Origin of the sequence: Halobacteriovorax sp. RT-2-4 (genome assembly GCF_047085445.1) — a bacterium.
Taxonomy (GTDB): Bacteria; Bdellovibrionota; Bacteriovoracia; order Bacteriovoracales; family Bacteriovoracaceae; genus Halobacteriovorax_A.
Genome location: NZ_JBKIXY010000001.1, coordinates 997189 through 1019665, shown reverse-complemented (window position 1 = coordinate 1019665; position 22477 = coordinate 997189). Strand labels below are relative to the sequence as shown.

Annotated in this window: 23 protein-coding genes and 1 riboswitch; of the genes, 16 read left to right on the top strand and 7 right to left on the bottom strand. The window is 35.4% G+C overall.

Annotated elements, in window-relative coordinates; all coding sequences use genetic code 11:
• Positions 1-44 precede the first annotated feature (44 nt).
• The gene (locus tag ACMAYL_RS04740; protein WP_412470808.1) at positions 45-1199 is read right to left on the bottom strand and encodes a phosphatase PAP2 family protein; all 1155 of its coding nucleotides are present in this window, start codon (positions 1197-1199) and stop codon (positions 45-47) included.
• 184 nt (positions 1200-1383) lie between these two features.
• Here ACMAYL_RS04740 and ACMAYL_RS04735 point away from each other — a divergent pair, with 184 nt between their 5' ends.
• On the top strand, positions 1384-1710 hold the full coding sequence (locus ACMAYL_RS04735) for a hypothetical protein (protein ID WP_412470807.1): 327 nt from the start codon (positions 1384-1386) through the stop codon (positions 1708-1710).
• Positions 1711-1746: 36 nt separating this feature from the next.
• On the opposite strand, the gene ACMAYL_RS04730 is transcribed toward ACMAYL_RS04735, so the two are convergent.
• Positions 1747-2520, bottom strand: coding sequence for a hypothetical protein (locus tag ACMAYL_RS04730; protein WP_412470806.1), 774 nt, complete (start codon positions 2518-2520; stop codon positions 1747-1749).
• Between the two features lie 101 nt (positions 2521-2621).
• Between ACMAYL_RS04730 and ACMAYL_RS04725 the strand changes: the two genes are divergently transcribed.
• The 7 genes from ACMAYL_RS04725 to ACMAYL_RS04695 all read left to right on the top strand — a co-directional run bounded on the left by ACMAYL_RS04725 (position 2622) and on the right by ACMAYL_RS04695 (position 9823).
• Positions 2622-3458, top strand: a complete 837-nt coding sequence (locus ACMAYL_RS04725) for a LysR family transcriptional regulator (RefSeq protein WP_103216677.1) — start codon at positions 2622-2624, stop codon at positions 3456-3458.
• A gap of 78 nt (positions 3459-3536) precedes the next feature.
• Positions 3537-4139 (top strand): DUF899 family protein, encoded by a 603-nt coding sequence (locus ACMAYL_RS04720; RefSeq protein WP_392991273.1) that lies wholly within the window; start codon positions 3537-3539, stop codon positions 4137-4139.
• Positions 4140-4329: 190 nt separating this feature from the next.
• Positions 4330-5733, top strand: a complete 1404-nt coding sequence (locus ACMAYL_RS04715; protein WP_412470805.1) for a sensor histidine kinase — start codon at positions 4330-4332, stop codon at positions 5731-5733.
• A 90-nt stretch (positions 5734-5823) separates the two neighbouring features.
• The gene (locus ACMAYL_RS04710; protein ID WP_412470804.1) at positions 5824-6276 is read left to right on the top strand and encodes a hypothetical protein; all 453 of its coding nucleotides are present in this window, start codon (positions 5824-5826) and stop codon (positions 6274-6276) included.
• A 79-nt stretch (positions 6277-6355) separates the two neighbouring features.
• Positions 6356-7876, top strand: a complete 1521-nt coding sequence (locus ACMAYL_RS04705) for a S8 family serine peptidase (protein WP_412470803.1) — start codon at positions 6356-6358, stop codon at positions 7874-7876.
• Between the two features lie 61 nt (positions 7877-7937).
• Positions 7938-9332, top strand: coding sequence for a sensor histidine kinase (locus ACMAYL_RS04700; RefSeq protein ID WP_412469766.1), 1395 nt, complete (start codon positions 7938-7940; stop codon positions 9330-9332).
• Positions 9333-9418: 86 nt separating this feature from the next.
• Complete coding sequence (locus ACMAYL_RS04695; RefSeq protein ID WP_412470802.1) at positions 9419-9823, top strand: hypothetical protein; 405 nt, start codon at positions 9419-9421, stop codon at positions 9821-9823.
• 7 nt (positions 9824-9830) lie between these two features.
• Here the strand turns inward: ACMAYL_RS04695 and ACMAYL_RS04690 are convergent, their stop codons facing one another.
• From ACMAYL_RS04690 to ACMAYL_RS04675, 4 genes are read right to left on the bottom strand one after another with little or no spacing between them, the layout of a single operon-like run.
• Positions 9831-11138 carry a cryptochrome/photolyase family protein gene (locus ACMAYL_RS04690; RefSeq protein ID WP_412469765.1) on the bottom strand — a complete coding sequence of 436 codons (1308 nt, stop codon included), beginning with the start codon at positions 11136-11138 and terminating at the stop codon, positions 9831-9833.
• Between the two features lies 1 nt (position 11139).
• Entirely contained in the window at positions 11140-12096 is a 957-nt protein-coding gene (locus ACMAYL_RS04685; protein ID WP_412470801.1) for a YbgA family protein, read from the bottom strand.
• Between the two features lie 21 nt (positions 12097-12117).
• Positions 12118-12651, bottom strand: a complete 534-nt coding sequence (locus tag ACMAYL_RS04680; RefSeq protein ID WP_103216687.1) for a lipocalin family protein — start codon at positions 12649-12651, stop codon at positions 12118-12120.
• Positions 12652-12669: 18 nt separating this feature from the next.
• A complete protein-coding gene (locus ACMAYL_RS04675; protein WP_412470800.1) occupies positions 12670-14055 on the bottom strand; it encodes a TIGR01777 family oxidoreductase in 1386 nt (461 codons plus the stop codon).
• 82 nt (positions 14056-14137) lie between these two features.
• Between ACMAYL_RS04675 and ACMAYL_RS04670 the strand changes: the two genes are divergently transcribed.
• The 4 genes from ACMAYL_RS04670 (at position 14138) to ACMAYL_RS04655 (ending at position 17547) form a co-directional block, all read left to right on the top strand.
• The gene (locus ACMAYL_RS04670; protein WP_412469762.1) at positions 14138-15043 is read left to right on the top strand and encodes a MerR family transcriptional regulator; all 906 of its coding nucleotides are present in this window, start codon (positions 14138-14140) and stop codon (positions 15041-15043) included.
• Between the two features lie 69 nt (positions 15044-15112).
• Positions 15113-15454 carry a hypothetical protein gene (locus ACMAYL_RS04665; protein WP_103216690.1) on the top strand — a complete coding sequence of 114 codons (342 nt, stop codon included), beginning with the start codon at positions 15113-15115 and terminating at the stop codon, positions 15452-15454.
• Positions 15455-15543: 89 nt separating this feature from the next.
• Positions 15544-17046, top strand: coding sequence for a hypothetical protein (locus ACMAYL_RS04660; RefSeq protein ID WP_412470799.1), 1503 nt, complete (start codon positions 15544-15546; stop codon positions 17044-17046).
• A gap of 99 nt (positions 17047-17145) precedes the next feature.
• Complete coding sequence (locus ACMAYL_RS04655) at positions 17146-17547, top strand: hypothetical protein (RefSeq protein ID WP_412462825.1); 402 nt, start codon at positions 17146-17148, stop codon at positions 17545-17547.
• Between the two features lie 30 nt (positions 17548-17577).
• On the opposite strand, the gene ACMAYL_RS04650 is transcribed toward ACMAYL_RS04655, so the two are convergent.
• On the bottom strand, positions 17578-18210 hold the full coding sequence (locus ACMAYL_RS04650) for a hypothetical protein (RefSeq protein WP_412469760.1): 633 nt from the start codon (positions 18208-18210) through the stop codon (positions 17578-17580).
• Positions 18211-18295: 85 nt separating this feature from the next.
• Positions 18296-18400, top strand: a riboswitch (cobalamin riboswitch).
• Positions 18401-18417: 17 nt separating this feature from the next.
• On the opposite strand from ACMAYL_RS04650, the gene ACMAYL_RS04645 reads away from it, so the two are divergent.
• The 4 genes from ACMAYL_RS04645 to ACMAYL_RS04630 all read left to right on the top strand — a co-directional run bounded on the left by ACMAYL_RS04645 (position 18418) and on the right by ACMAYL_RS04630 (position 22426).
• A complete protein-coding gene (locus ACMAYL_RS04645; protein WP_392856563.1) occupies positions 18418-18813 on the top strand; it encodes an acyl-CoA thioesterase in 396 nt (131 codons plus the stop codon).
• Between the two features lie 44 nt (positions 18814-18857).
• Entirely contained in the window at positions 18858-19424 is a 567-nt protein-coding gene (locus ACMAYL_RS04640) for a pentapeptide repeat-containing protein (RefSeq protein WP_412470798.1), read from the top strand.
• A 25-nt stretch (positions 19425-19449) separates the two neighbouring features.
• The gene (locus tag ACMAYL_RS04635) at positions 19450-20940 is read left to right on the top strand and encodes a hypothetical protein (protein WP_412462823.1); all 1491 of its coding nucleotides are present in this window, start codon (positions 19450-19452) and stop codon (positions 20938-20940) included.
• Between the two features lie 163 nt (positions 20941-21103).
• Complete coding sequence (locus ACMAYL_RS04630) at positions 21104-22426, top strand: sensor histidine kinase (protein ID WP_412469758.1); 1323 nt, start codon at positions 21104-21106, stop codon at positions 22424-22426.
• Positions 22427-22477: the final 51 nt, after the last annotated feature.

Below are 22477 nucleotides of genomic sequence, written 5' to 3'. Positions count from 1 at the left end.
GATAAAATTTATACGTATAAAGGCCAGCTATGCTGGCCTCAGTTTTAGTTTTGTGATCTTAAGTAAGCTTCATAGATACATGCGCGGATTTTTTCTTTTCCTTCAGGCATCTTTTTACATTTGAATTCACCCTGTGAATTTTTTCTCTTAGGAGTCCATTCAAAATTAACCATGAATGTTCCTGATTCAGCATTCCAGCTTGGAAAAACCATTAGTCCACCTTGGCTATCATCACTTTCATGCATTCTGATAACAAGTTTTGTAATGAGATGACCTGCGATGGCCCCTGCAAATACATCTGATAGCCAGTGCTTTCGATCGTGTAGACGGCCATAAGATGTTAGCGCCGCAACACCATAAGCAAGGTATGGCACAACTTTATTATCTTTGTAGATTTCTGCAAATACTGTCGCAAATGACCATGCACCTGAAGAGTGTCCAGAGAAGAATGATTTCCCTTCAGTTCCAAATTCATAGGCACCAAGGTCTTTATTAGGTCTTTGACGACCGAAAGTTTTCTTAAAGCCCTCCGTTACAATTTGTGTCGCAATTTGTGACGTTACAACATAAAGTCCTGCTTTCTTTAACTTTCCATCTTCAAGCACTACACCCATAAAGTAAGAACCTGCGGCAGCTCCGCCCATGATTAGGCGTTCGTGGTTATTTGTTGGGTATACTAACTTTTCAGTAAATCCATTTTTGTGGTCTTGAATGAAGTCCATCGTTTCTTCATCTGATGCAAACATTACAAGGCCCAGTGATGTTGATGCTGCTAACATAAGTGCTTCTTTGTCACTTAGACCAAGTGGTATGAAGTAGCCCTTCTTGTTATCACTAGGGTCGTATTTTCTTAGGAATTCAGAGAACTCTTTAGGATTCATCCCGCCACGAATCGTTTCGTTTCCAATTCTTCCTTTAATTCCTTCCATTTCATCGATATTTCTTTGCTCTTCTTCACTACAGCCTTGAATTGTATTTTTACAGCTGTAGATTTCATCAAGCATTCGCTTTGCTTGAGAGCGCATATCAATTTGATTTTCGTCTACTGAGACACAGCCTTCATAACGCCACTCGCAGTTCTCCTGTAGTGGATTGAATGACTTCTGTTCCCAGAAGTAGAGATTCTCTTGTGCCATAGCACTCGATACGAGAGTTGATAGGATTAGACCATTTGTAATTAATTTCTTTATATTTTTCATGAGGCCAATATAGCTGAATGTGTAAAAAAAGCTTCATAAGTGTAATTAATCATAGGGCAGACTAAAAAATAGACACTAGTAAGTTATTAAAATATTTAGAAGAATAAATTACATACCTTAGAAAACTCATGGACGACTAAATAGAAAGCTTGCTATTTAGACAAAAACTTATGAGGAGAATTCGATGAAAAAATTATTACTGGTAGCAATGCTATCTCTAACTGCAGTTGCATCACCTGTTTCTAACTCTGTTATTGCTAAGGCAAAGAAGGCAGTAGAAGAAACTGCAAAATCATATTTTGGACCAAAAGCTTATGTTTACTACTCAAATAGTAGTGCAGAAGATAAAGAGGTTTTCTTTAACGTGCTTTGGACTGAAGAAACGACAGATGTTTTTTACGATGAAGGTGAGCAAATTTATGTTCCTGTAAAAACAGAATGTGAGCAGGAAATGGTTTATTTAGTAGATACTAAGAAAGTTCTACTTACTCAAAATGCTTATTGTTACTAAGAATATAAAAAGGGAGCTTCATGCTCCCTTTTGCTTCTAATAAATATAATCAAGATCTTTATCTCCAAATCTTATATCACTATCAAATTCGAAATGAGCAAGAAATAGTTTATTTTCATGTCTTAGAATGAAAGCAATTTCACCATTGGCGTAATACCAATCTCTTCCGAATAAAAGGCCTACAAATTGAATACCTGAATTGTTGATATCATCGACTAGCTTGCGAAATGCAGGTATATGTTTATCAAGGGTATAAAGAACTTTCTTCTGTTGATCTTTATCGACTTTTACTGGATACCAATCGCCCATATCGACAACCTTATTTTCAAAAACTTCTTGGATAATTTCAAGGCCACCAACTTTTAGATCGGTAATATAAGCATCGACATTTCCATGTCTTTTTAGAAAGTTAAGCTTCTTTGGTAGCTTCATTCTTTTTACATTTCTTTCATCAAAGAAATTACACTCAATAGCACGGCTGTCGCCACCATCGAAATAGTAGGCACCACTTAAGTCATTGATAGGATATGCGATTCCAAAATCTGATTCCTCTGAGTAAATCACCATTTCGCCGTCTTCTATCGATCTAACTGCACTGTGGCCATTGTATGATCTGTTACCGCTATTTTCCAGGATATATGTCGTATTAGGCTTATAGTCTAGAAGTGATACGCTATAAGTGTGACCTGAAACATCATCACTACAAAATAGTTTCGTAAATGTATTGTAATTAATTTGAGATGCCAAAGTTGTATTGGCAGTAAGAGTAATACAAAAAATAGAAATAAGATTTTTACACACAGTTTTCATACAAATTCTCCTTGTTGGCCATTCATAACAAGAAATATTTATATATTGAAATAATATAAAAGTATTTTGTGTATACCAGATTAGTATGGTAGCTAAAAGCTATGAATATTAATCTCAACTATATAGAAGTATTTTGCCACCTAGGACAGAACTTAAATTTTTCTCAGACAGCGAGGGAGCTAAATACATCCCAGCCTGCGATCTCAAGAAAGATAAAACTTCTAGAAGATGAATTAGGTTATGAGCTTTTTGTTCGCTCAAACAAAACAACATCATTAACTCTAAAAGGACAGGCGTTTCTTGATCAAGTCCTGCCTAGTTTTAATACTATTAGTGGCGCTATTCATAATAAAGAACAGAAAATTGATCTGAAAGTTGGGAGTATCTTTGAGGCAGGTGAAAAATATCTCTTATCGGCCCTAAATGACTTACATGAAAATGAAAGAATTGGTCACTTTGATCTCCAGTTCGATTCGGCCATTAATCTTATCGATAAATTACAAGCAGGAGAGTTAGATATCATTATGACTCATATTATTCCTGCTCAAAAGAGCTTGAGCTTTTTTGAAGTTTTTCGTGACGGCACCTACCTCGTTGGCCCTAAGAAAGAGGATGGTAAGCGCAAAAGAAAGCTCGTCACATATCGTAATGAAGACCTTTATACAGAAGAATTCTTACACAAAACTTTAGGTAAAAATTGGAGATCTAAATTTGAAATCATAGGTTGTGTAAACTCACATAAGGCAATGCTTTCTCTTTGTGAAGCTGGTGGCCATTTTTGTGTCGTACCTGAATCAAGTTTCAATAATTCTGGTGGATTAAAAATTTATAAGAAGAAAGACAGTAGTCACGGAATATATATCTGTGTACGACAAAACTTTCTTGAAAATAGAGATACAAAAAGGCTTATTGAAGAATTAATCAATTGTTTAAAATAGCTTTTCTATTCTTTACCTTTCCTAAATTGACAGCTTCTAGTGTGCACTTGAATATAAATTCATTCATTTGGAGATTATATGGAAAATGTTTCAGCACTAAGAGATGCGGAAAAGGAGCTTTTTGAGTTAACTCAAAAGGTTGCGGCTCTACGTAGAGATCAAGCCTCGCAAGAAGTTAAAAATTATACATTTCGAAGCACTGCAGGTGCAGTGAATTTATATGATCTTTTTGGGGATAAGGATCAGCTCATTATAATACACAATATGGGACAAGGATGCCGTTATTGTACATTGTGGGGAGATGGAATTAACGGTTTTGTTTCTCATATTGAGAGCGTGTGTTCACTCGTTTTGGTATCAAAAGACAGGCCAGACGTACAACGTCGTTTTGCAAATGAGAGAGGGTGGCGTTTTAATATGTTATCTCATGGGGGAGGAGAATATATTAAGGATCAAAGCGTCGTTGCAGGTGAGGAGAATATGCCTGGAATTGTCTGTTACCAAAAAGTTGGCACTAAGGTGTATCGAAAAAATTCTGCGGCATTCGGTCCTGGAGATGAATTTTGCTCTATGTGGAATATTCTATCTTTGGCCGGTGTATCATCCAGTGACTGGACGCCGCAGTATAGTTATTGGAGTCGTCCTGAGCAATTAGATGATGGAGGAGAGAATCTTATCTAGTCGTTTCGACTTTAATTCTTGGCTATATGAAAATCTTTCGAATACAACTCTTGCCATTCACCTTCATTGAGGTTTAAAGGGTAACCGATTGATATAATTAGAGAATATCAAGATAATTTGGTTGGTCTAATTAAATGGAGTTTAATCTCTATTATACTAATCGCTAAGTCATTTACTTAGAGGAACGTTTGTGGAGCTTGACTTATATATTTCATTTACAAGATATTTAACGACTTTTGTTTTTTCATTCTTCGTTTATCAGTTCTTTGCTAGCCTTGCGAATTATTATCAGATACGTGATCGCAATATTCTTTGGCCAGCGGCCATGTGTATTTCAACTGCATGCTACTGTTTTGTTTTTGCTTTTAATACGCATTTTATTAATCAGAAGTTATCTGATTTTATTCTTATTGTATTTTGGATATGTGCCTACTCATCATTCTATTGTTACCTAAGAACGGTTGAGATTTATTTCGGGCATAAAGTTAAAGGTCTTTCATTTGCTAAGACATTTTGTCTGTTCTTCGTTGTTACTCAGCTTATTTGTTCCTTCACTACACTTGCTTTTGATTTTAACTTTCTCTTTGATAAGCATAATTATGTAAAAGATAGTCTCTTCGCTAGAACAATGAATTTTAATGTTTCTCCAAATTTGATAGGGAAGGCACTTGGGGGGATCGGTGCCCTTGTGGTCTTTTATTCATGCACAATGGTCTGGTTAGAATTAAATCGATTAAAGAAGAAGGAGCGCCTCTTACGGTTAGGAATTATAATAAGTTTTTTAGTCGTATTAAATGATTCACTTCTTGGACTTGAAGTAACTGGAGCAATTCTACCTCTGTATTATTTTGGGAACGCATTTGAAGCAGTTAGATTTAATATTTACTACCGTAATTTAAGTTATCGAAAAATGTATAACCTAGAAACAGAGGTTATTAGACTTTCTAAAATTGCACAATTTGGCTTCGCTGCCGCAAGTATTGCTCATGATATTAGGAATCATATTTTCATTATTAAAATATCTATTGAGCGCTTAATTAGGGGGCGATCAACAAACCCTGAAGAGACGTATCTTTCAATTGATAAACATACAGATAAGATAACTGAAATCACTAATCTCTATATGGATGTCTTCAAGAAGAATACTAATAATATTAAGTCTGATACGACGATTAAATTTGTCATTGAAGAAGCCTTAGAGCTAGTTTCTGCAAAATTTAAAGAGGCCGGCGTAAAATTAGATGTGGCCATAGAAAACTTTGACTTATGCTGCAATCAAACAGAGGTAACGATTTGCTTAGTTAATATATTAAAAAATGCTCTTGAGGAGGTCTCTCAAGAGGGGAAGTACGATGCTCCTTGGGTCAAAATTAAGACGGATGCAGAAACCCGTAAGTTGTCGATTATAGATTGTGGGCATGGAGTGATTACTGTGAGTAAAGAGGAGCTTTTTAGTCTCGGCTATACGACCAAGGGAAGTGCTGGCGGGCATGGAATAGGTCTTGCTATCACTAAGGAATTACTGGGACGGGCCGGTTTTAGGCTCGATTTAAACTGCGATGAGCTAAATACTACATTTGTGATTGATTTTTGACAGGTAGGTTAAAATTACATGTTAAGCTGATTAAATTTTATTTCTTAGGTATAAGGTTCTCTATAAGACATTAAAAATAAGGAGAATCATATGAAATCAATTTCTTTAGCAATCTTAATTGCACTTTCAGCATTTGGAGCGAATGTATCAGCAAACTCTGATATTAATAACTTTGTATCTGACCTAAAAAGCTTTGACGGTAAGTCTGGTAAGGTAATCATGAATGGTGAAGAAAGAGGAAATTGTACTGTTCTTATTGAGAAGGATAGTGATGCTGTAAGAGTTGAGTTTGATACTCCTGAACTATATGCAAATCCTGTTTCAGTTGCACTCCTTGATAGTGCAGAATTAACAGATGCAGATACTCTTCTTGTTTCAACAAACTCTAATCGTCCAGGTGGAGATGCTTGTGGTGATTTTGGTGGTGCTTCTAACTATAAAGAGACAATTTCAATTGACGAAAACTCTGTATCAATTAATGTTAGCTACCGTTGTTTTCTATTCAAGAAAAATAAAATTAACTACACTTGTGAGTTAAACTAAGAAGTGTCTAAAGTTTAATCTTGGACATAGTTTTTTCAAAGAACAAATATAAAATTCAAAATTAAGATATAAAGGGATTATGAAAATAATCCCTTTTTTTATTTCCCTAGTTTCTATCACTAATATTTTTGCTGCGCAGACTTGTACTCTTGATGGCAATGTCAAAACATGTATTGAAGGTACTAAGAAAAGTATTTCAAAATATTTTGAAAAGACTAATGGCCTTTCTTCCCAAGAGTTCTATTTAGATAATAGATTAGTAAAGCAGAAATTCTATACAATCGAGGGAGAACAGATTTCAAGTATTACCTTTGATTATCAAAGTGATTCATTATTCTTTAAAACAGTATTTAATACTCAGGGGAACCATGTACAGTCAAAGGTATTAGTACAAAAGATAAATAATCAAGAAGTTATTTTAAAAGAATATGGTTTTAATAAGAGAACCCATGTTTTAGAAAGTATTGACACTATATCTGAAGGTACTATTGTCGAGAGAAAAGTTATTAATACAGACGGTGAAGATTTTAAATATAAGTTTATCTACGATGCTGATCGCATTATCGGATTTGATGTTTTCAATAATGATGACGTCAAAATCGGTGACTATATTCAAAATGAAGTAGGTGAGGTTGATGGTGGGCCTAAAGATGCCACTGTGAAAATTGCTGTTATTGATTCTGGCTTTGATCATAACCATGTCGATATTCAAGATCATATCCTAATCAATTCAAATGAATCTTTTAATAAAGAAGATAATGATGGTGATGGATTTATTGATAATATTTTGGGCGTCCATTTTGATGGTGATAGCGATATCAAGTTTATGAATCCATTTTCAGGATTCTTACCTCGAACGGGTGCTCCTTCTGTTCAAAAAGCTGCAGTTTACGGAATCCCATTTGAAACGATTAAGGCCAAGGGAACAACTGGTCCAATTACATCGCATGGAACGCATGTTTCTTCAATTGCATTACGTGGTTTAAAGTCGGCATCTCTTCTGGCCTTTGCTGGAGATTTTGGAGAGTCGAAATATCTCGATATGATTTCAGCAAAGCTACAGAAATCAGAAGTTGATTTCGTAAATATGAGTTTTTCATTTCCGCACCAGTCACTAGGGCTAGTTGATCGTAAAACATATCGAAGTATGCAAAACCTATTCTTGAACAATCCTGAGGTTGTCTTCTTTGTGGCCGCTGGAAATGATGGGCGCTTTCTGAATGGAAGCCGTGATTGTATGTACCCAGCTTGCTATACTTATCCTAATGTTGTGACTATTGGTGCTACAACAGATAGTGATTGGCGAAATGATGAAAATTATGAAATGGCAGATTATTCAAACTATAGTTCTAGCTTTGTTGACTTTTTTGCTCCAGGAACAAAAGTTGAGGCGGCCCTTCTTGGTGATATGAAAATACGTCACTCGGGAACATCGATGGCCTCGCCAATGGCCCTTAATATGGCGGCCCATCTTATGGAACAAAACCCTAATATGAGTGCATTAGAAATCGTTGAGTTAATGAAGGAACAGAGTATTAAGAAGAACTCAATTGAGTCAAAATTTGGAGTCATAAGACCTTTACCAACTAGCTTGAGATAATTTTAATAAATTCGAATGTTTTTAGGTGTTTTAATTATTTTAAATATAGTATATTTAATGTATGAGCATCGAAGAATATAAGGTACTTACTAGATATGTAACGACCTTCGCATTTGCGTTTTTCTTATACCAAGCTTCTATAGGGGTTTATACCTCTAGAAAGTTGCTTAGTCGTAAGGTCTTCTGGCATATCGCAATGTGTTTGGGAGCAGGCTCATACGCCATCCTAATTGCCGTCAATACTCACGTTTCAGATATTAAGCTTTCAAATTTTCTTCTACTCACTTACTGGTTCTTCGCATATTTCACTTACTATTGTTATATAAAGGCAATTGAAGGCTTTCTTGGTCAGGATATAAAGTTATTAAAGCCGGCCAAGATTTTTTGTATAGGTCATTCTATTTTCCAAGTTATAGGAGGTTTCCTTTACCTGCTAACAGATATCGACCTCATGTTTATTCCTCGCACAACTCCTCCATCAACTCTTTTTACTCAAGCATTAAACTTAACTATATATCCAAGCGTTTTAGTTGTTGTTGTCGGATTTTTTGGAATTATAACAATTCTTTATACGACGGTAGTGATTTGGAGTGAGTTAAATAAGAGAAAGGGCAAGGAGTATCTTTTTAAAGCAGGTATTCTTCTTACTTTATTTGTATCTTGTTGGGATACATTAATTGGTACTGAAACAATTGGATATCTAGTGCCGATCTATTACCTAGGTTATGTCTTTGAATCAATGCGCTTTAATATGTACTATCAAGACTTGGCCTTTACTAAAATGTACAACCTTGAAAAAGATATGGTTAAGCTCTCTAAAGTTGCTCAATTTGGTTTTGCTTCTGCAAGTATTGCTCATGACATAAGAAATCATCTCTTTGTCTTAGGTACGACTAACGATAGACTTGATAAAATGGTAGATAAGGAACTCTCTCCCTATACGCAAAAGCTGCGTCGTCATATTGGAAAGATCCTTGAAGTAACTGACCTTTATATGAATATTTTTAAAAAGAATTATTCATCATCGAAAGAAAAGATCTCTGTTTCCCAAATAACACAAGATGCTCTTGAACTAGTTAGTGATAAGATTGCACGTCATAGTGTTAGAGTTGAAATAGAGATGGATGATTTTGCAATTGAGGGAAATGAAACGGAACTTAGTCTTTGCTTGGTTAATCTCATTAAAAACTCTTTAGATGAGATTAAAACTACGGATTCACCATGGATCAAGGTCGTAGCATCTTCAACTGAGCGCTTTGTTAAAGTTATCGATAGTGGAAAGGGGATACCGGCCAAAGTTCAAGAAGGTATCTTTGAGTTAGGACACTCGAAGAAGAAGTGCGGAAACGGACATGGAGTCGGCCTTGCAATTACTAAGCAGATTATTGAGCGCTCGGGATATAAGCTATTTATCGATAATGATAGTGAAAACACTACCTTCGTCATTAATTTTTAGATTTCGTTAAGATTCTATTAGTGTTTTATTTATTGAGATCATCATGCTAGAAGTTGGAAAACATATTTAGTATTAGGGAGCTCAATATGAAAACAATTTTTAAGTCACTCATTATGATGAGTGCAGTCAGTGCGTTTGCACATTCTTCAAATTTAACATTTATCATCACTTCGGATTCAAAGCTTGGTGCTATCATTGGTTTTAGTGATTCAAGTTTTAATTATGAAGTTAGTGATGCTGTTAGAGCACGCCAATTTTGTTTTGTGGGTGATGCATCACAAGTATGCAGTCAAATTCATCAAGCAGCACAGGATATGAATGGGCGCTATTATCAAGGGGCACACGATCGTATTGAGATTCTTAGCTGTGAAGAAGATTTCGCGACAGACGAATACTCAAATGATGAAATCACTGTTGAATATAATCTAAGTGATGATTATGGTTCAGATTTTAAAGTAGTGCGTTCAATTACTGATTGTGTAACAATTTAATTGTTTCTTACTCACAGGCCTTATAGGCTTTTAGTGTTTCATGATAAGCAATTTTGTGATCAATAATTTCATTAGGGTACTCTGAAGTTCCGTACTCGGGTACCCATTTCTTTATATATTTAAAGTCAGGATCAAATTTCTTTTGCTGTGTATAGGGATTAAAAATTCTAAAATATGGAGCGGCATCACACCCTGTTCCAGCAACCCATTGCCAATTACCATTATTAGAGGCCAGCTCAAAGTCATTCAATTTACGTGCAAAGTACTCCTCCCCCCAACGCCAGTCAATGAGAAGGTCTTTCACGAGAAAAGAGGCCGCAATCATTCGCACGCGATTATGCATGTGGCCTGTCTCATTAAGCTCTCTCATTCCTGCATCAACGATTGGATAACCGGTTTTTCCTTCACACCATTTTTTAAATAGACTCTTGTCATTATTCCACTTAATCTGGCCGTACTTTTCTCTAAATGGCCCATCGACCACGTGAGGGAAGTGATACATGATTTGAATGAAAAATTCTCGCCAAATTAGCTCACTAAGCCAGACTTGATTTCTCTTAAAGCCCACTTGGGCACACTTTCGAGGAGAGACTGTTCCAAAGCGTAGATGTATACCAAGCTTTGAGGTTGCATCTAGTGCTGGGATATCACGGTTTTGATCGTAGTTATCGATGATCTTACCTTTAATCGTCTTCACTTGATCCTTGGCCTTCTCATTGTAAGTAAAACCTAGCTCATTTAAACTTGGAAAGCCTTTCGCTTTAAACTTGTGAAAGTTATTAAAGAATTTATGAGTCTCAATTGTTGCAATATCTTTTGGTGCAAGTGTACTAAGCCACTTATTTTTAAAAGGTGTGTAGACAACATAAGGTTTACCATCTTCTTTTAAAATATCATTTTTTGCAAAGATACAGTGGTCTTTGTAGCGTGAGAATTTTATATCTTCACTTTTTAGAATCTTCTCAACTTTGTTATCTCTTTTTATCGCATAAGGCTCATAGTCCTCATTTGTAAAAACTTCCTCAATAGTATAGGTTTCACATAAATCTTTGTATGCTTCTTCTGGAGTTGAGTGATATACAAGAAGATCACTTCCTAGTTCAATTAGTTCTTCCTTGAGTTCTTGAATTGCATCGTGAATGAAGCTTACTCTTAGGTCATCTTCATCTTTTAACTTGGAAAGAATATTTTTATCAAAGATAAAGATCGGTATAACTGGTTTATTAGACTGAAGGGCATAGAGTAAACCACGATTATCTCTAAGTCTTAAGTCTCTTCTAAACCAAAATATATTAACTTCTTCTTTCTTTCTCATTCTATGCAATATTTTTTAGAAGCTTCAAGTCTTTTGGATAAGGCCCAAAAATGTATTGATCTTGAAGGTAAGTTTTCTTGTGTGTATTCGTTAGTATGTTCAAAAAGGAATTAACTGTTAAATAGTTAGATATTCCATTCTTATAGTCTTCCATCATTTTTATGAGAATATCTTTCTCATGCGCTGTGAGATCTTTCTTGAAATAGCCAAAAACATGAAAACACGCATTTAGTCGATTCTTTCTTGTAGGGAGAATATCGAGTGTTTCCATGAAGAGCTTAAAGTATTTTGAATAGACTTCACTAACATCAAGTTTTTCATGATTGGCAGCTATTCCACCTAGGAGTCTTAAGTTGTTCTGATTATGTTCCATAATAGAGTACTTATACATTTGATGAAATAGTTGTAGCTCTCTTATCGATCCATCGAGTTGTTGAAATCTTAAATGAGAGAATATTTTTTTTACAAAGTTTTCTCGTAGCTCCAGATTTTTAATTCTACCACTGTCAATAAATGGGAGAGTTGGCATCGTATCCATAATATATTGAGCATATAGTCCTGTTGATTTCGTAACGTAGTTTTCATCACTAAGGGTAATTGTTTTTACGTTGTCAGTTCCACAAGTAGGGGACTTTCTTGTAAAAATATGACCATTTATTTCCTCGTTAGCTATACGTGCATGAATATTTTGATAAACCTGATTTGCTTTTTCCGTAAGGTCTTTTTTAGTAAACTTTGATCTTAAGCGTACTTCATTAGATTGTTTATCAACTTTGAACAAATGTACTTCTTCTCGTGGAACTCCTAGACCCATTTCAAACTCAGGGCATACTGGTACAAAGTCTACAAATTTTGATAGTTCAGAGTAGACCCAGTCTTCACGACAATGACCACCATTATAGCGAATATTCTCACCGAGCAGACAAGAGCTTATGGCAATTTTAGGACGCAAAGACATTGGGTTCTCCTTGTTTAGCAATTAGTGCTTTGTTTTAATTAGTTTAGAAACATCAAAGTGAAGATCTTTCGCCTTGGCAATAAGCTCAAGGTAGATCTTCTCATCAAGTTCTTTTGTTCTTGAAAGAATCCACAGATACTTTCTTGAACTATCTCCAACCATAGCGTATTCGTAATTTTCGCCTAGATCTAAGATCCAATAATTTCCTGCAAAGATTGGCAGCTTAATTCCACGTAGAAAGAATTGTACCTTTAACTTAGCATTAGTTTCTTTATCAACAACCCAAGCACGGGCCTTGGCAGTTTTTAATTCTCCTGTTGGTGAACCTTGGCGACACGTATTTAAAACTTCGATATCACCATCAGAACGTAGACTGTAATTTGCTGTAACTGCAGCACAGCCTTTTTGAAAACTCTGTTCAAAGCGAGCAATTTCATACCACTTACCAAGATAGCTTTGTAGATCAACATAATCGACAGTATCTAGTGGAAGTGACGATCCAGAGAAAGTTAGTGAACTTGATAAAATGGCAATAAGTAACATGAGCTTCTTCATTTCTTCTCCTCTTAAATTTTATTCAGCATGGTTATTAGTCTCACCAAAAATTTTGTATAATTTTTGGCTACGATAGTTAAAAATTTTATTAATATCTTTTTTGACAAAGGCACCTGCGACCATACTACCTAGTTGTCCCATGGGAACCATGTAGGAAACATTATCTGTCATTAAAGTACCGTTTGCGTACACCTTAAATCCATGGGTATGAACCCATTTTTTATAAGGGCCTTTTAACTGAGTATCAGTAAATTCATTATTTTGATCATAACTTGATATTTCTGTTTTCCACTTAAATGGCAGGCCATAAAGACTTAGTTGATAATCAATAATTGTTCCTGCTTCTATTTGTGGAGTACTTTTTCCTAGGACTTTAAAGCTTAAAGAATCAGGCGTTATTGTTTCAAGATTTTTCTCGTCACTAAAGAAGCCGAAAACCTCATCTAGTGGCCTTTCTACCCATTGAACTTGTTTAAATTCTTTTTCTAAACCCACCAGATTATGTAGAGCATCTTCCAGATTTTCAAATTTGAATGAATAGCCTTTATCTAAGAGATTCTTTGGGTAAACGTTTTGTCCGTCTAACACTAATGTCGACATTTCTCCAAGTGCTATCTTTAAAGCAAAACCTGGAGCAGGAAGGATTGTTGGTCGTTTTAAAACTTTTCCCATTACTCTTGTAAAATTAGAATTTGAATAGGCTTTTGGAGCAACCGCATTAAATGTACTTTCTTCGAAATCATTTTCAACAAGAAAGCGATAGATGGCCACCATATCTGCAAGATGAATCCAGCTCATCATCTGTTTTCCACTACCAAGCTTTCCTGCGACTCCTAGCTTAAATGGGATGAGCATCTTTTCAAGAGCACCGCCATTACTTGCGAGCACTATCCCTGTTCTTACATGATTAACCAAGATATCCTTATTAATGAGTCTCTCTGTTTCTTTTTCCCATGCAATACAAGTCTTAGCGAGAAAGTCACTTCCAAAGCTTGCTTGCTCATCTAAGACTTGATCTCCACTTCGATTGCCATAGATTCCTATCGCACTTGCGCTAATAAATTTTTTAATCGAAGTTTTATTTTCATTTATAGTGTTGACGAGTAGTCGAGTTGATAACACTCGAGAGTTTACGATTTCTTCTTTCTGTTTTTTAGACCATCTTCTTGCACCAATATTTTCACCAGCAAGATGAATGATAGTATCTACAGAATTAAATGCGTCTTTATCGACTTCACCTTTTTGTGGATCCCAGTAAAAGCATTTGATTGGAATATTAAAAGAAGCCTGTGCCTTCTCAGGATTTCGACTCAGTACTCGAATATCTTCATGGCCATGAATGGCCAATTCATGAATTAATTCACGGCCGATAAGCCCTGTTGCACCAGTAATTATAATTCCCATTAATTACTCCTTGTATAGGTCTTGTATATATAATATAATATACAACAGTTAAACACCTAATTGTGAGATATTGAGGTTAAAAATGAAGCAAAATGTAGCAATTCGAATAATATCAGGTATTTGTAATGTTCAGCCTCACACAATTCGCATGTGGGAGAAGAGATACAATGCTTTTAGCCCAATTCGCGATGAGGGCGGTCAACGTTTGTATGGCCCAGAAGACTTGGCCCGCGCCAAGATGATTGCTTCACTCATTAAGTCTGGGCAAACCATCTCCAAAGTAGCGAGGCTGTCTTTAGACGAGCTTAAAGAACTTAGTATTGCTATTAGTGAATCAAGTCTCTCTGAAGAAGATAAGGTTGCTCAATCAATTGATAAGCTCTTTTCAGCATTAGCTATATACAAAATTGAAAGTGTGAGAAATGAAATAGAGTTTCTAAGGTTAAGTCTTAGTGCCCAAGACTTTATCTTCTCAGTAGTTCTACCAGTTATGCAAAAAATTGGAAGACTTGTCTTTGAAGGAAGTTACAGTGTTACTCAAGAACATATTATTTCGACGATTATACGCGATCAAATGAGCCAGATACGTCTTCCTAATAATGATCTAAATGGACGTTATGTTCTTGCAACTCCGGAAGGAAATTTGCATGAGCTTTCAATTATGATTGCAGATATTCTATGTCGAACAAGAAGGGTTGGAACTTACTATCTAGGTGCCGCAAATCCAGCAGAGTGTCTTGCTGAAGCAATCAATGCCCTAAACTGCAAGGGGCTCATCCTAGGTGCTGTTTCATCTGATAGCTGGGATTACTTTAAGAGTATTATTCCATATCTTCAAAAAATTGACGACAGACTTGAGCGTCAGATTGAAGTCGTTATTGGTGGAGGCTATCCAATAGAGCTTCCTGAATTCAAAAATATTCAGCTTGTCGAGATTATTGGTGATTTCGAGACTTTTGATAATACTTTCCTCGCAAAAGTGGCCTAATTAACGCAATATGTTTTGTCATATTATTGTTTGATAGGTAAAACTTCCTCACTTTTATAAGGGGGAATTATGAAAAACGCACTTATGATGCTAGTGGCGCTATTTATTAGCACACAAGTATTCGCAATTAATGGATCAAATGAATGTCTAAGATTTGAAAATGATGCTGTTAAGGTTGAAGCAATTCAATTCACTGCTGATCTTTTAAATTACGATTCTGTAGAAGCTTTTTGTACAGCTGATCGTCTATGGGATCTAGAGGTTAGTCATGCACCTAATTTCTGGCCAGTAGGTGAGGAAGAGGATCACCATGTTAAGTTAATGCTACACTATGAATACCATAGCTGTACTATCTACTATAACCAAACTCAAAAGAAGTTAAGTCGTCAGCGTTGTTACAATACTTGGTAATCTAGACTATATATTTTCATATATTTAAGGCCCACGATTGTGGGCCTTTTTTGTCATTTTTTTCATGATTCTTCCGATAAATAAATATCATGATGAAATCGCATTCTAAAATACTTTCAATTATAATCTTGGCCTTCTTTAGTCTTCTGGGCAAGGCCGAAGAAAAACAAGTCTTTGAGTTTGATGATAATAAAGATGGAAAGATTGATAATATTTTTCGCTACCAAAGTCAGCGACTTGTTGAGCATCTGAATGATCGTAATTACGATGGAAAATTTGATTATCAGATGAAAGTTGTTGGAAATTTAACGACGATTGAATCTGATAATAACTTCGATTTAAAATTTGATCGAATTGAAATCATTGAGAAACTCGAGAAAGAATCGATTTATAAACTTTACCGTATTGAAAACGATAAGCGTCTTTTGGTTATTGAAAAAAGAATTCAAAATATTCAGCATAGCGAAGCGATAAATACGTGCTCATATGAGAGCTTTTTAAAATCCATCAACTCGCTTGATGATTTGATTTCTGATTTTGATCCAATTCTACAAAAACTTAATAATGGTTTTTATGAATTTACACCCGGAGTACAAATACATAAGAGCTGTTTAGAAAACTTTGGTGATGATAATTTTGAAACTCTTATGAGAAACTCTCTTGATAAAGGAATGAGTTGTCTGTCAGAGCTTGGAACAAATAATAAAGAGACTGGAGCAAAAGCTGAGATCGCCAATATTATCAATCTCTTAAATATTCAATTAAGTGGTAAAGTAAAGCCGACATCAGTTATATGTCATCAAAATGATTATTCTTGGCAAGGAACAATTGCTAACGCATCTGTTGGTAACAACAAATTGAAAAACTTAGGGGTGGATGGCCCATATGTCTCACTTAATCCAAAAATGAAGTCAGGGTTTTTAAACTCAATTAAAAATGGTCCACCTAGAGATGAGCTTGAAGGAATTGTATTTCATGAGCTTCTACATAATTTAGGATATCGACATGGCCATGGAATTGATGTGAGTTATGGTTGTGAAGTTTGTTGTTTCTCTGATAAGAAATCTGCAAAAGTAGCGGCCTGTAATATCTGTCTTGGGGGTTATGATCCAAAAAATGAGATTGATCCAAACTATTTAAGAGATATGGCAACGCTATCAAGTGAAACGGGATTAGTAAGTGCAGAACTCTTTATTTATAAGAATATTAGTCGAATTCCTGTGAATCAAAAAAATATTGATTCTATCTTTCTTGGACTGGCCACACGTGGTGCTGGTGTAATGCAAGAGTTTATGAAGCAAATGAAAGATCGAGGTCTTAAAGTGTCTCAAGATAGTGGCCGAATTAAGAAGCTAGTTAAAGAAGCGAATAATTATCGACCAGTTAATAACTTCATTGCTGAAGTGAATAAAGCATACGCTACAGCTATAATTACTGCTTATGTTGATAAAAAAGCCTTCTCAGCAAAGTTTAAGCTCTCTAAGAAGATAAAATCGCAAGATTTAAGAGATATTGCAGATCGAAATGAAAGGGATTCAGATGCCTCGGCCAAGCTTGCTAGAGGAATCGAGATGATCGAAGAGCTCTTTTAATCTATCTAATTATTGTATCATGTAAATATTATTAATCGGATTTACATACACTTCTGCTCAGCCTATATTCCCGAAAAATCATTATTTGGGAGATTACTCATGAAAAAAATTATAATTCTAGCATTTTTTGCATCGTCTGTTTTTGCAAACACTCTAACTAAGCAAGAAGAAAGTAAAGTTGTTACTGAGATTGATAATATCTGTGGTGATACTTGGTGTGAAGGTGATTTTAATTTTAGATTTGATACTCTTAAGTGTAATGCAGAAACTAACTCTTGTGTTTTAGACTTTGTTATTCTTGATGAAGTATGGGGTGATGATGACTCTTATACAGCAACAGAATATGCAGCAACATGTGAAATCAAGGGATATACAAAGTACGATCAAATGATTGAAGTATCTCGTAATGGTTGGCCAAGACTTAATCAAGATTTTTACTTTGCAGTTACTGATTGTGTGACTGAACAAGAAGAAGTTGTTTACGATAAATTAGGATACTAAAAAATAAAAGGCCTCTTAAAGAGGCCTTTTTTATTTCTTTAACTTGTAAGGTAAGCCAGTTTCTGGATTTTTTAGAACACCTTTAGTAAAAGCGCTCGGTATTTTCTTGCCATTTGATAAAATCGTTACATTTACCTGATTGGCCTTTGGTAGCGAATCGTATACGAACGAGATCTCATTACCTTCAAATAGCTTAATATTCTTATCATCACTTGGCTCAAATACTGTGTCATATTCTTTAAAAGCATACATTTCATCTAAGAAGCTAAACTCAATTGGACGGCCATATTGATTTGCCCAACCAAGCGCATACTTTGCACTTTGAACCAGAATTTTAATTCCACTTGTACACTCTTTGCCGTACTTAAAAAATCCAGTCATATCTAAGCTTTGAGCTTGTTTTAGTGAAAAAGTATAGCGAGTTAACCCACTTGATTGATTAGACTTCTTTTCAACTAGAGCAGTTGATTTATGTTTTGTTTCAAATTTCGCGCTATCTCCCCAAACTGGAATTTCATAGCGGCACCATTGCTCAAGAGTAACTTTAAAATTTAGCTCATTAGTAGGTGCATATAGATCAAAGCTAAATGGCCTTGCTGTAGTTTGAACTGCGGCAGCATTGAAGCTAAGAAATAAGGCCGCAATTGATAGTAACTTCTTCATAATATGTGTCCTTAATTAATTATTGTTGATTCTCAATACCACGGCCACATTAATTAGCCAGCTTAATTGTAATTCTTATTGCCTTTAAGTTTATCGAGATTTAGGATAGTTAGCGCTAGGAGGTGAAGTTGGTGTAATTCCAACACTGTCCCGCAACGGTAAAGTCCGATCCCAAGCTAGCAAAATTTTAATCCCGAGGAGGAATCTATGAATGAAGCGCAATTAAGCGAAGCTATTGCACGCGCGAAAACTACGGTAGTTAGGGCCGTCTTCCCTAATAGTACAAATCACTACGATACATTATTTGGTGGTAACACGCTTAAGTGGATGGATGAGGTAGCCTTTATCACTGCAACTCGATTTGGCCGCAAGAAATTTGTAACTGTCTCAAGTGACCGAGTTGACTTCAATATGCCTATTCCAGGTGGGCATTTTGCCGAGCTTGTAGGAGAGATTACGAAGGTTGGCAATAGCAGTCTTGTTGTTGAAGTAAGACTAATGCTTGAAGGTATGTACGAAGAGGGACAAGTTGAAGCAGTAAAGGGGAGTTTCACTCTTGTTGCTATTAATGATGATCGCAAACCTGTACCTATTTTCTCATAAAATTTAAAATAGCCTCGTTAATAAATTTAGTTTAAAATGCTCTCATGCCATATTTTGAAGATGAAGTTTTTGATACTGATAATATTAGCGAGGTTAGTGAGTTCAAGGGTAGTGAATTTATCTGCTGTGAGTTCAACGGCCTTGATATAAGTGAGATAGATGTATCTGGGGCCAAGTTCATCGAATGTTCTTTCAAAGGTTCAAACTTAAGTAACTTGAAGTTGCTAGGTGCCACATTTCGTGATGTTACATTCAATGATTCTAAATGTATTGGTTTAAACTTCGCAGACTGTAACACTCTTTTCGAACTTAAGTTTAAAAATTGTATTCTAGATTATGCATCTTTTCAGGACTGTACAATTCATGGGGCGCAATTTACTTGCTCATCTCTTAGAGAGACAGACTTTTCTCAAGGGACATTTGAGGAGAGTGATTTCTCTGAAAGCGATCTTCAGGGAACAAATTTCTCAAGGGCCAATTTAGAAGGCTCTAAATTTCTTAATGCACGAAATTTTTATATCGATATTGCAAATACAAATTTAAAAAACTGTAAGTTTTCAATGCCTGAAGTCCTTAACCTTTTGAGTCCTTTTGGTATTGAAATCGAATAATATTTTTTTAAGCTAGGAAGGCAAAATGAAAAATCAAGGCAAGTTCTCAAGTCGAGTTAAGGATAAAATCCGCTCTCAGATCAACAGTGCAACTTCTCCAAAGCACCTCTATTCTCAAAAGGATTTCATGTATGAGAGAAAGGGGCCATGGCCTCAACCTTCTCCTGTACACCCTTGGGGAGAGTCTCCTGCGGTTATTCATGTACCACTTAGAGAAACTCTTGATTGGTGGATGTTTATTGGCTCTCGTTATGTGGCCACTCTAGCTCTCTCTCCATACTACTTTATAAAGGGTCTAATCTTTCCTGGCCTTAAAGAAGTAACAAATAAAGAATTCGAAGATCTTCTAAACTATTCCATGATGAGTAAATTTCTAACAGATAAATTGGATGATGAAGATTGGAAGTGTTTTAGTGATTATAATAAAGACGAAAAGAACTGGTTTATCGTTGACCTTGATGCAGTTCGTGTTGTTAAGCCTTTAGAAGGTATTCATGTGAGCGCTACAAAAACACTTCTTTATAAAGAAGGGAAACGTTTCAAAGTTCAAGCAATTTACGTTCAAAAGACAGAGACGGTATTTGATATTTCCAATCCATGTGATGCTTGGGAGTTGGCGAAATACTTTGTTCTTCAAGGTGGTGCTCTATGTGCAACCCTTGTTGTTCATCCTCTTTTACATTTTCCTTTTGATTCAATTAACGCCATCTCAAAAACATCTCTTCCAAAAGATCATATTCTTTTTAGATTATTATCTCCACACTTCAGATTTACTCTTCCTCTAGAGAATGCAGTCTTGAATTATAAGAGTTCACTTCTACAAGAAAAGTGGTGGATGACTTATGCTCCTTACCCAGGAGGACCTGAAGGTTTAAGAGATTTACTAGTTGAAGGATATAAAGGTATTAAAGGTAATCTTTCATACCCGCCATTTTCTTATTCACTAAAATCGCCAAGTGTAGAGGGTAAGTATGGCATTTACTTAAAACGCTACTACGAAGTATTTTATAATTTCGTAAGAGATATTTTAGCTGATGTGAGTACCGATGACTTTTGGATTAGTAAGTGGGCCGATTACTGTAATCAGCATGTAAATGAATTTCCTTCGAGTAAAGAAATTTTCGAAGATGATAAATTAGTTCGAGCGGTCACGACTTATCTTTTTACCGTTACTGTTGCACACGCTACGGATCACTATAATTACGGAATCCTTGATAAAAGAAAAGTTCCACTGCGACTAAGACAAGCAGCACCGACAAAAGATACAAAGATGATCAAGAGATCAAAGCTGGTCAATGCTATCGATCAGATGAAATACTCAATGGCCGATAATCTATTCTTTTCACCGACTACTGTGACAAAGCTAATTAATGCTCGCTATAAGTTTAAAGATCCAAGGCAAAGAAAAATTGCTGAAAACTTCAAGAAGGAGCTTAAAAATTTGGATAAATCTTTAAAAATAGAGGGGATAGAGTACATGCCATTAAAGAAAATATCAGCAAGTATTCAATTCTAACTTGCCATAGATCGTTGGCAATATTTTTTGTTGCACAGCTTTTTTAAGGAAAATTACAAATAGCACTGAGCGCTTAAATTTATCTTTATTTTTAAGCGCTTATCTACTATTAATATCTTAATTATCTAAACAAAACTTGTGTTCGTGGTATTAATAAATAGTTATGAATCCAGTAAACCCTATTAATAAGATCATTAGATTCTTGGCCCTTAGGGAGCCTGATCTATCTGTAAGAGATCTTTCACAATTGAGCCTGTATATTTATACAGTTTTCTTAACTGCGCCCTTAATGTGGGGGCATTTGGTTATTGCCTACTTCTTTTGTGACAACCCTCTTCTTTATCAAATTGGAATCGGTACATGTTTAATACATTTTTTTAGTCCCGTTTTTTATTATTTTTTTGGTTCTTTATCACTAGCTCTTAATATTACAATTTTAGCAGGCTTTATTCATGAGTTCTCTTGGTCAATTTTAACGGGAGGATTTTTTAGTGTTTCTCCTATCTGGTTTGCAGTTTTACCTATGATTGCAGGTTTGATTGGAACCAGGAGAGATTTACTCCTATGGTTTATTTTATCTATTCTGGCCGCAACTTATTTATTCATCTTGCACCTAAATGGTGTTGTTCTACATAGTTACTTGAATGAAACAGGAGAAGTTTTAGGTCAAGTTCTGATCATGATTGGCTTTATTCTTTTGAACTCTCTTTTTATGTTTGTTTACATGATTGATCGAGATCGCTTCTACCAAGCGATTGTTGAAAAAAAGGAACAGATTGATACTCTCTTAACATTAGTAGGACATGATATCAGTAACCCTCTTACAGTTGTTAATCTCTCTGCTAAAAGGCTTAGTAAGTTATTGGCCACTAATGATGATGCTGATATTCAAAAGTGCTTAACTCGTATTAATTCATGTACTTCGGGAATAAGCAATATTTTAACTCAGATTCGTGATCTACAATCAATTAAGCAAGGTAAGGTTGAGTTAAAATTTGAGAAAGTATATCTGAATCATATCATTGAATATCTCTATCGAGTTTTTGAATCAAAATTACATGATAAGAATATCACCTTAAAGTATGATTATAATGCAAACCAGAATGTTTACTTCATGGGGAATTCCACAGCATTAAAATATCAAATTTTTGGCAATCTGTTATCAAATGCGATTAAATTTTCAGAAACAGGCCAAGAAATCGAAATATCCGTTACTGAAAGAAGTGATGGAGTTCAAGTTAATCTAATTGATAAGGGTGTAGGAATTGAGGAAGAGTTATTAGAAGTATTATTTGAAAATAATGCGATTCCTTCTAAAATTGGAACAAGTGGAGAAAAAGGAACAGGATTTGGAATGTCCATAGTTAAGACCTTTGTCGAACTTAGTCATGGCAGTATTTCTGTGCACTCAAAAACAAAAGCAGTATCACCTGACAATCACGGTACACAATTCTCTCTGTTATTTAAAAAGACTCTGTTTTCTTAGACCAAACCTCTGTGCTTTTGATATAATAAATTAAAATTATAACAAAAGAGG

What these genes read in the sequence shown, in the direction of transcription:
- ACMAYL_RS04740 (WP_412470808.1), bottom strand. Translation starts at nt 1,199, where the DNA reads ATGAAAAATATAAAGAAATTAATTACAAATGGTCTAATCCTATCAACT.
- ACMAYL_RS04735 (WP_412470807.1), top strand. Translation starts at nt 1,384, where the DNA reads ATGAAAAAATTATTACTGGTAGCAATGCTATCTCTAACTGCAGTTGCA.
- ACMAYL_RS04730 (WP_412470806.1), bottom strand. Translation starts at nt 2,520, where the DNA reads ATGAAAACTGTGTGTAAAAATCTTATTTCTATTTTTTGTATTACTCTT.
- ACMAYL_RS04725 (WP_103216677.1), top strand. Translation starts at nt 2,622, where the DNA reads ATGAATATTAATCTCAACTATATAGAAGTATTTTGCCACCTAGGACAG.
- ACMAYL_RS04720 (WP_392991273.1), top strand. Translation starts at nt 3,537, where the DNA reads ATGGAAAATGTTTCAGCACTAAGAGATGCGGAAAAGGAGCTTTTTGAG.
- ACMAYL_RS04710 (WP_412470804.1), top strand. Translation starts at nt 5,824, where the DNA reads ATGAAATCAATTTCTTTAGCAATCTTAATTGCACTTTCAGCATTTGGA.
- ACMAYL_RS04705 (WP_412470803.1), top strand. Translation starts at nt 6,356, where the DNA reads ATGAAAATAATCCCTTTTTTTATTTCCCTAGTTTCTATCACTAATATT.
- ACMAYL_RS04700 (WP_412469766.1), top strand. Translation starts at nt 7,938, where the DNA reads ATGAGCATCGAAGAATATAAGGTACTTACTAGATATGTAACGACCTTC.
- ACMAYL_RS04695 (WP_412470802.1), top strand. Translation starts at nt 9,419, where the DNA reads ATGAAAACAATTTTTAAGTCACTCATTATGATGAGTGCAGTCAGTGCG.
- ACMAYL_RS04690 (WP_412469765.1), bottom strand. Translation starts at nt 11,138, where the DNA reads ATGAGAAAGAAAGAAGAAGTTAATATATTTTGGTTTAGAAGAGACTTA.
- ACMAYL_RS04685 (WP_412470801.1), bottom strand. Translation starts at nt 12,096, where the DNA reads ATGTCTTTGCGTCCTAAAATTGCCATAAGCTCTTGTCTGCTCGGTGAG.
- ACMAYL_RS04680 (WP_103216687.1), bottom strand. Translation starts at nt 12,651, where the DNA reads ATGAAGAAGCTCATGTTACTTATTGCCATTTTATCAAGTTCACTAACT.
- ACMAYL_RS04675 (WP_412470800.1), bottom strand. Translation starts at nt 14,055, where the DNA reads ATGGGAATTATAATTACTGGTGCAACAGGGCTTATCGGCCGTGAATTA.
- ACMAYL_RS04670 (WP_412469762.1), top strand. Translation starts at nt 14,138, where the DNA reads ATGAAGCAAAATGTAGCAATTCGAATAATATCAGGTATTTGTAATGTT.
- ACMAYL_RS04665 (WP_103216690.1), top strand. Translation starts at nt 15,113, where the DNA reads ATGAAAAACGCACTTATGATGCTAGTGGCGCTATTTATTAGCACACAA.
- ACMAYL_RS04660 (WP_412470799.1), top strand. Translation starts at nt 15,544, where the DNA reads ATGATGAAATCGCATTCTAAAATACTTTCAATTATAATCTTGGCCTTC.
- ACMAYL_RS04655 (WP_412462825.1), top strand. Translation starts at nt 17,146, where the DNA reads ATGAAAAAAATTATAATTCTAGCATTTTTTGCATCGTCTGTTTTTGCA.
- ACMAYL_RS04650 (WP_412469760.1), bottom strand. Translation starts at nt 18,210, where the DNA reads ATGAAGAAGTTACTATCAATTGCGGCCTTATTTCTTAGCTTCAATGCT.
- ACMAYL_RS04645 (WP_392856563.1), top strand. Translation starts at nt 18,418, where the DNA reads ATGAATGAAGCGCAATTAAGCGAAGCTATTGCACGCGCGAAAACTACG.
- ACMAYL_RS04640 (WP_412470798.1), top strand. Translation starts at nt 18,858, where the DNA reads ATGCCATATTTTGAAGATGAAGTTTTTGATACTGATAATATTAGCGAG.
- ACMAYL_RS04635 (WP_412462823.1), top strand. Translation starts at nt 19,450, where the DNA reads ATGAAAAATCAAGGCAAGTTCTCAAGTCGAGTTAAGGATAAAATCCGC.
- ACMAYL_RS04630 (WP_412469758.1), top strand. Translation starts at nt 21,104, where the DNA reads ATGAATCCAGTAAACCCTATTAATAAGATCATTAGATTCTTGGCCCTT.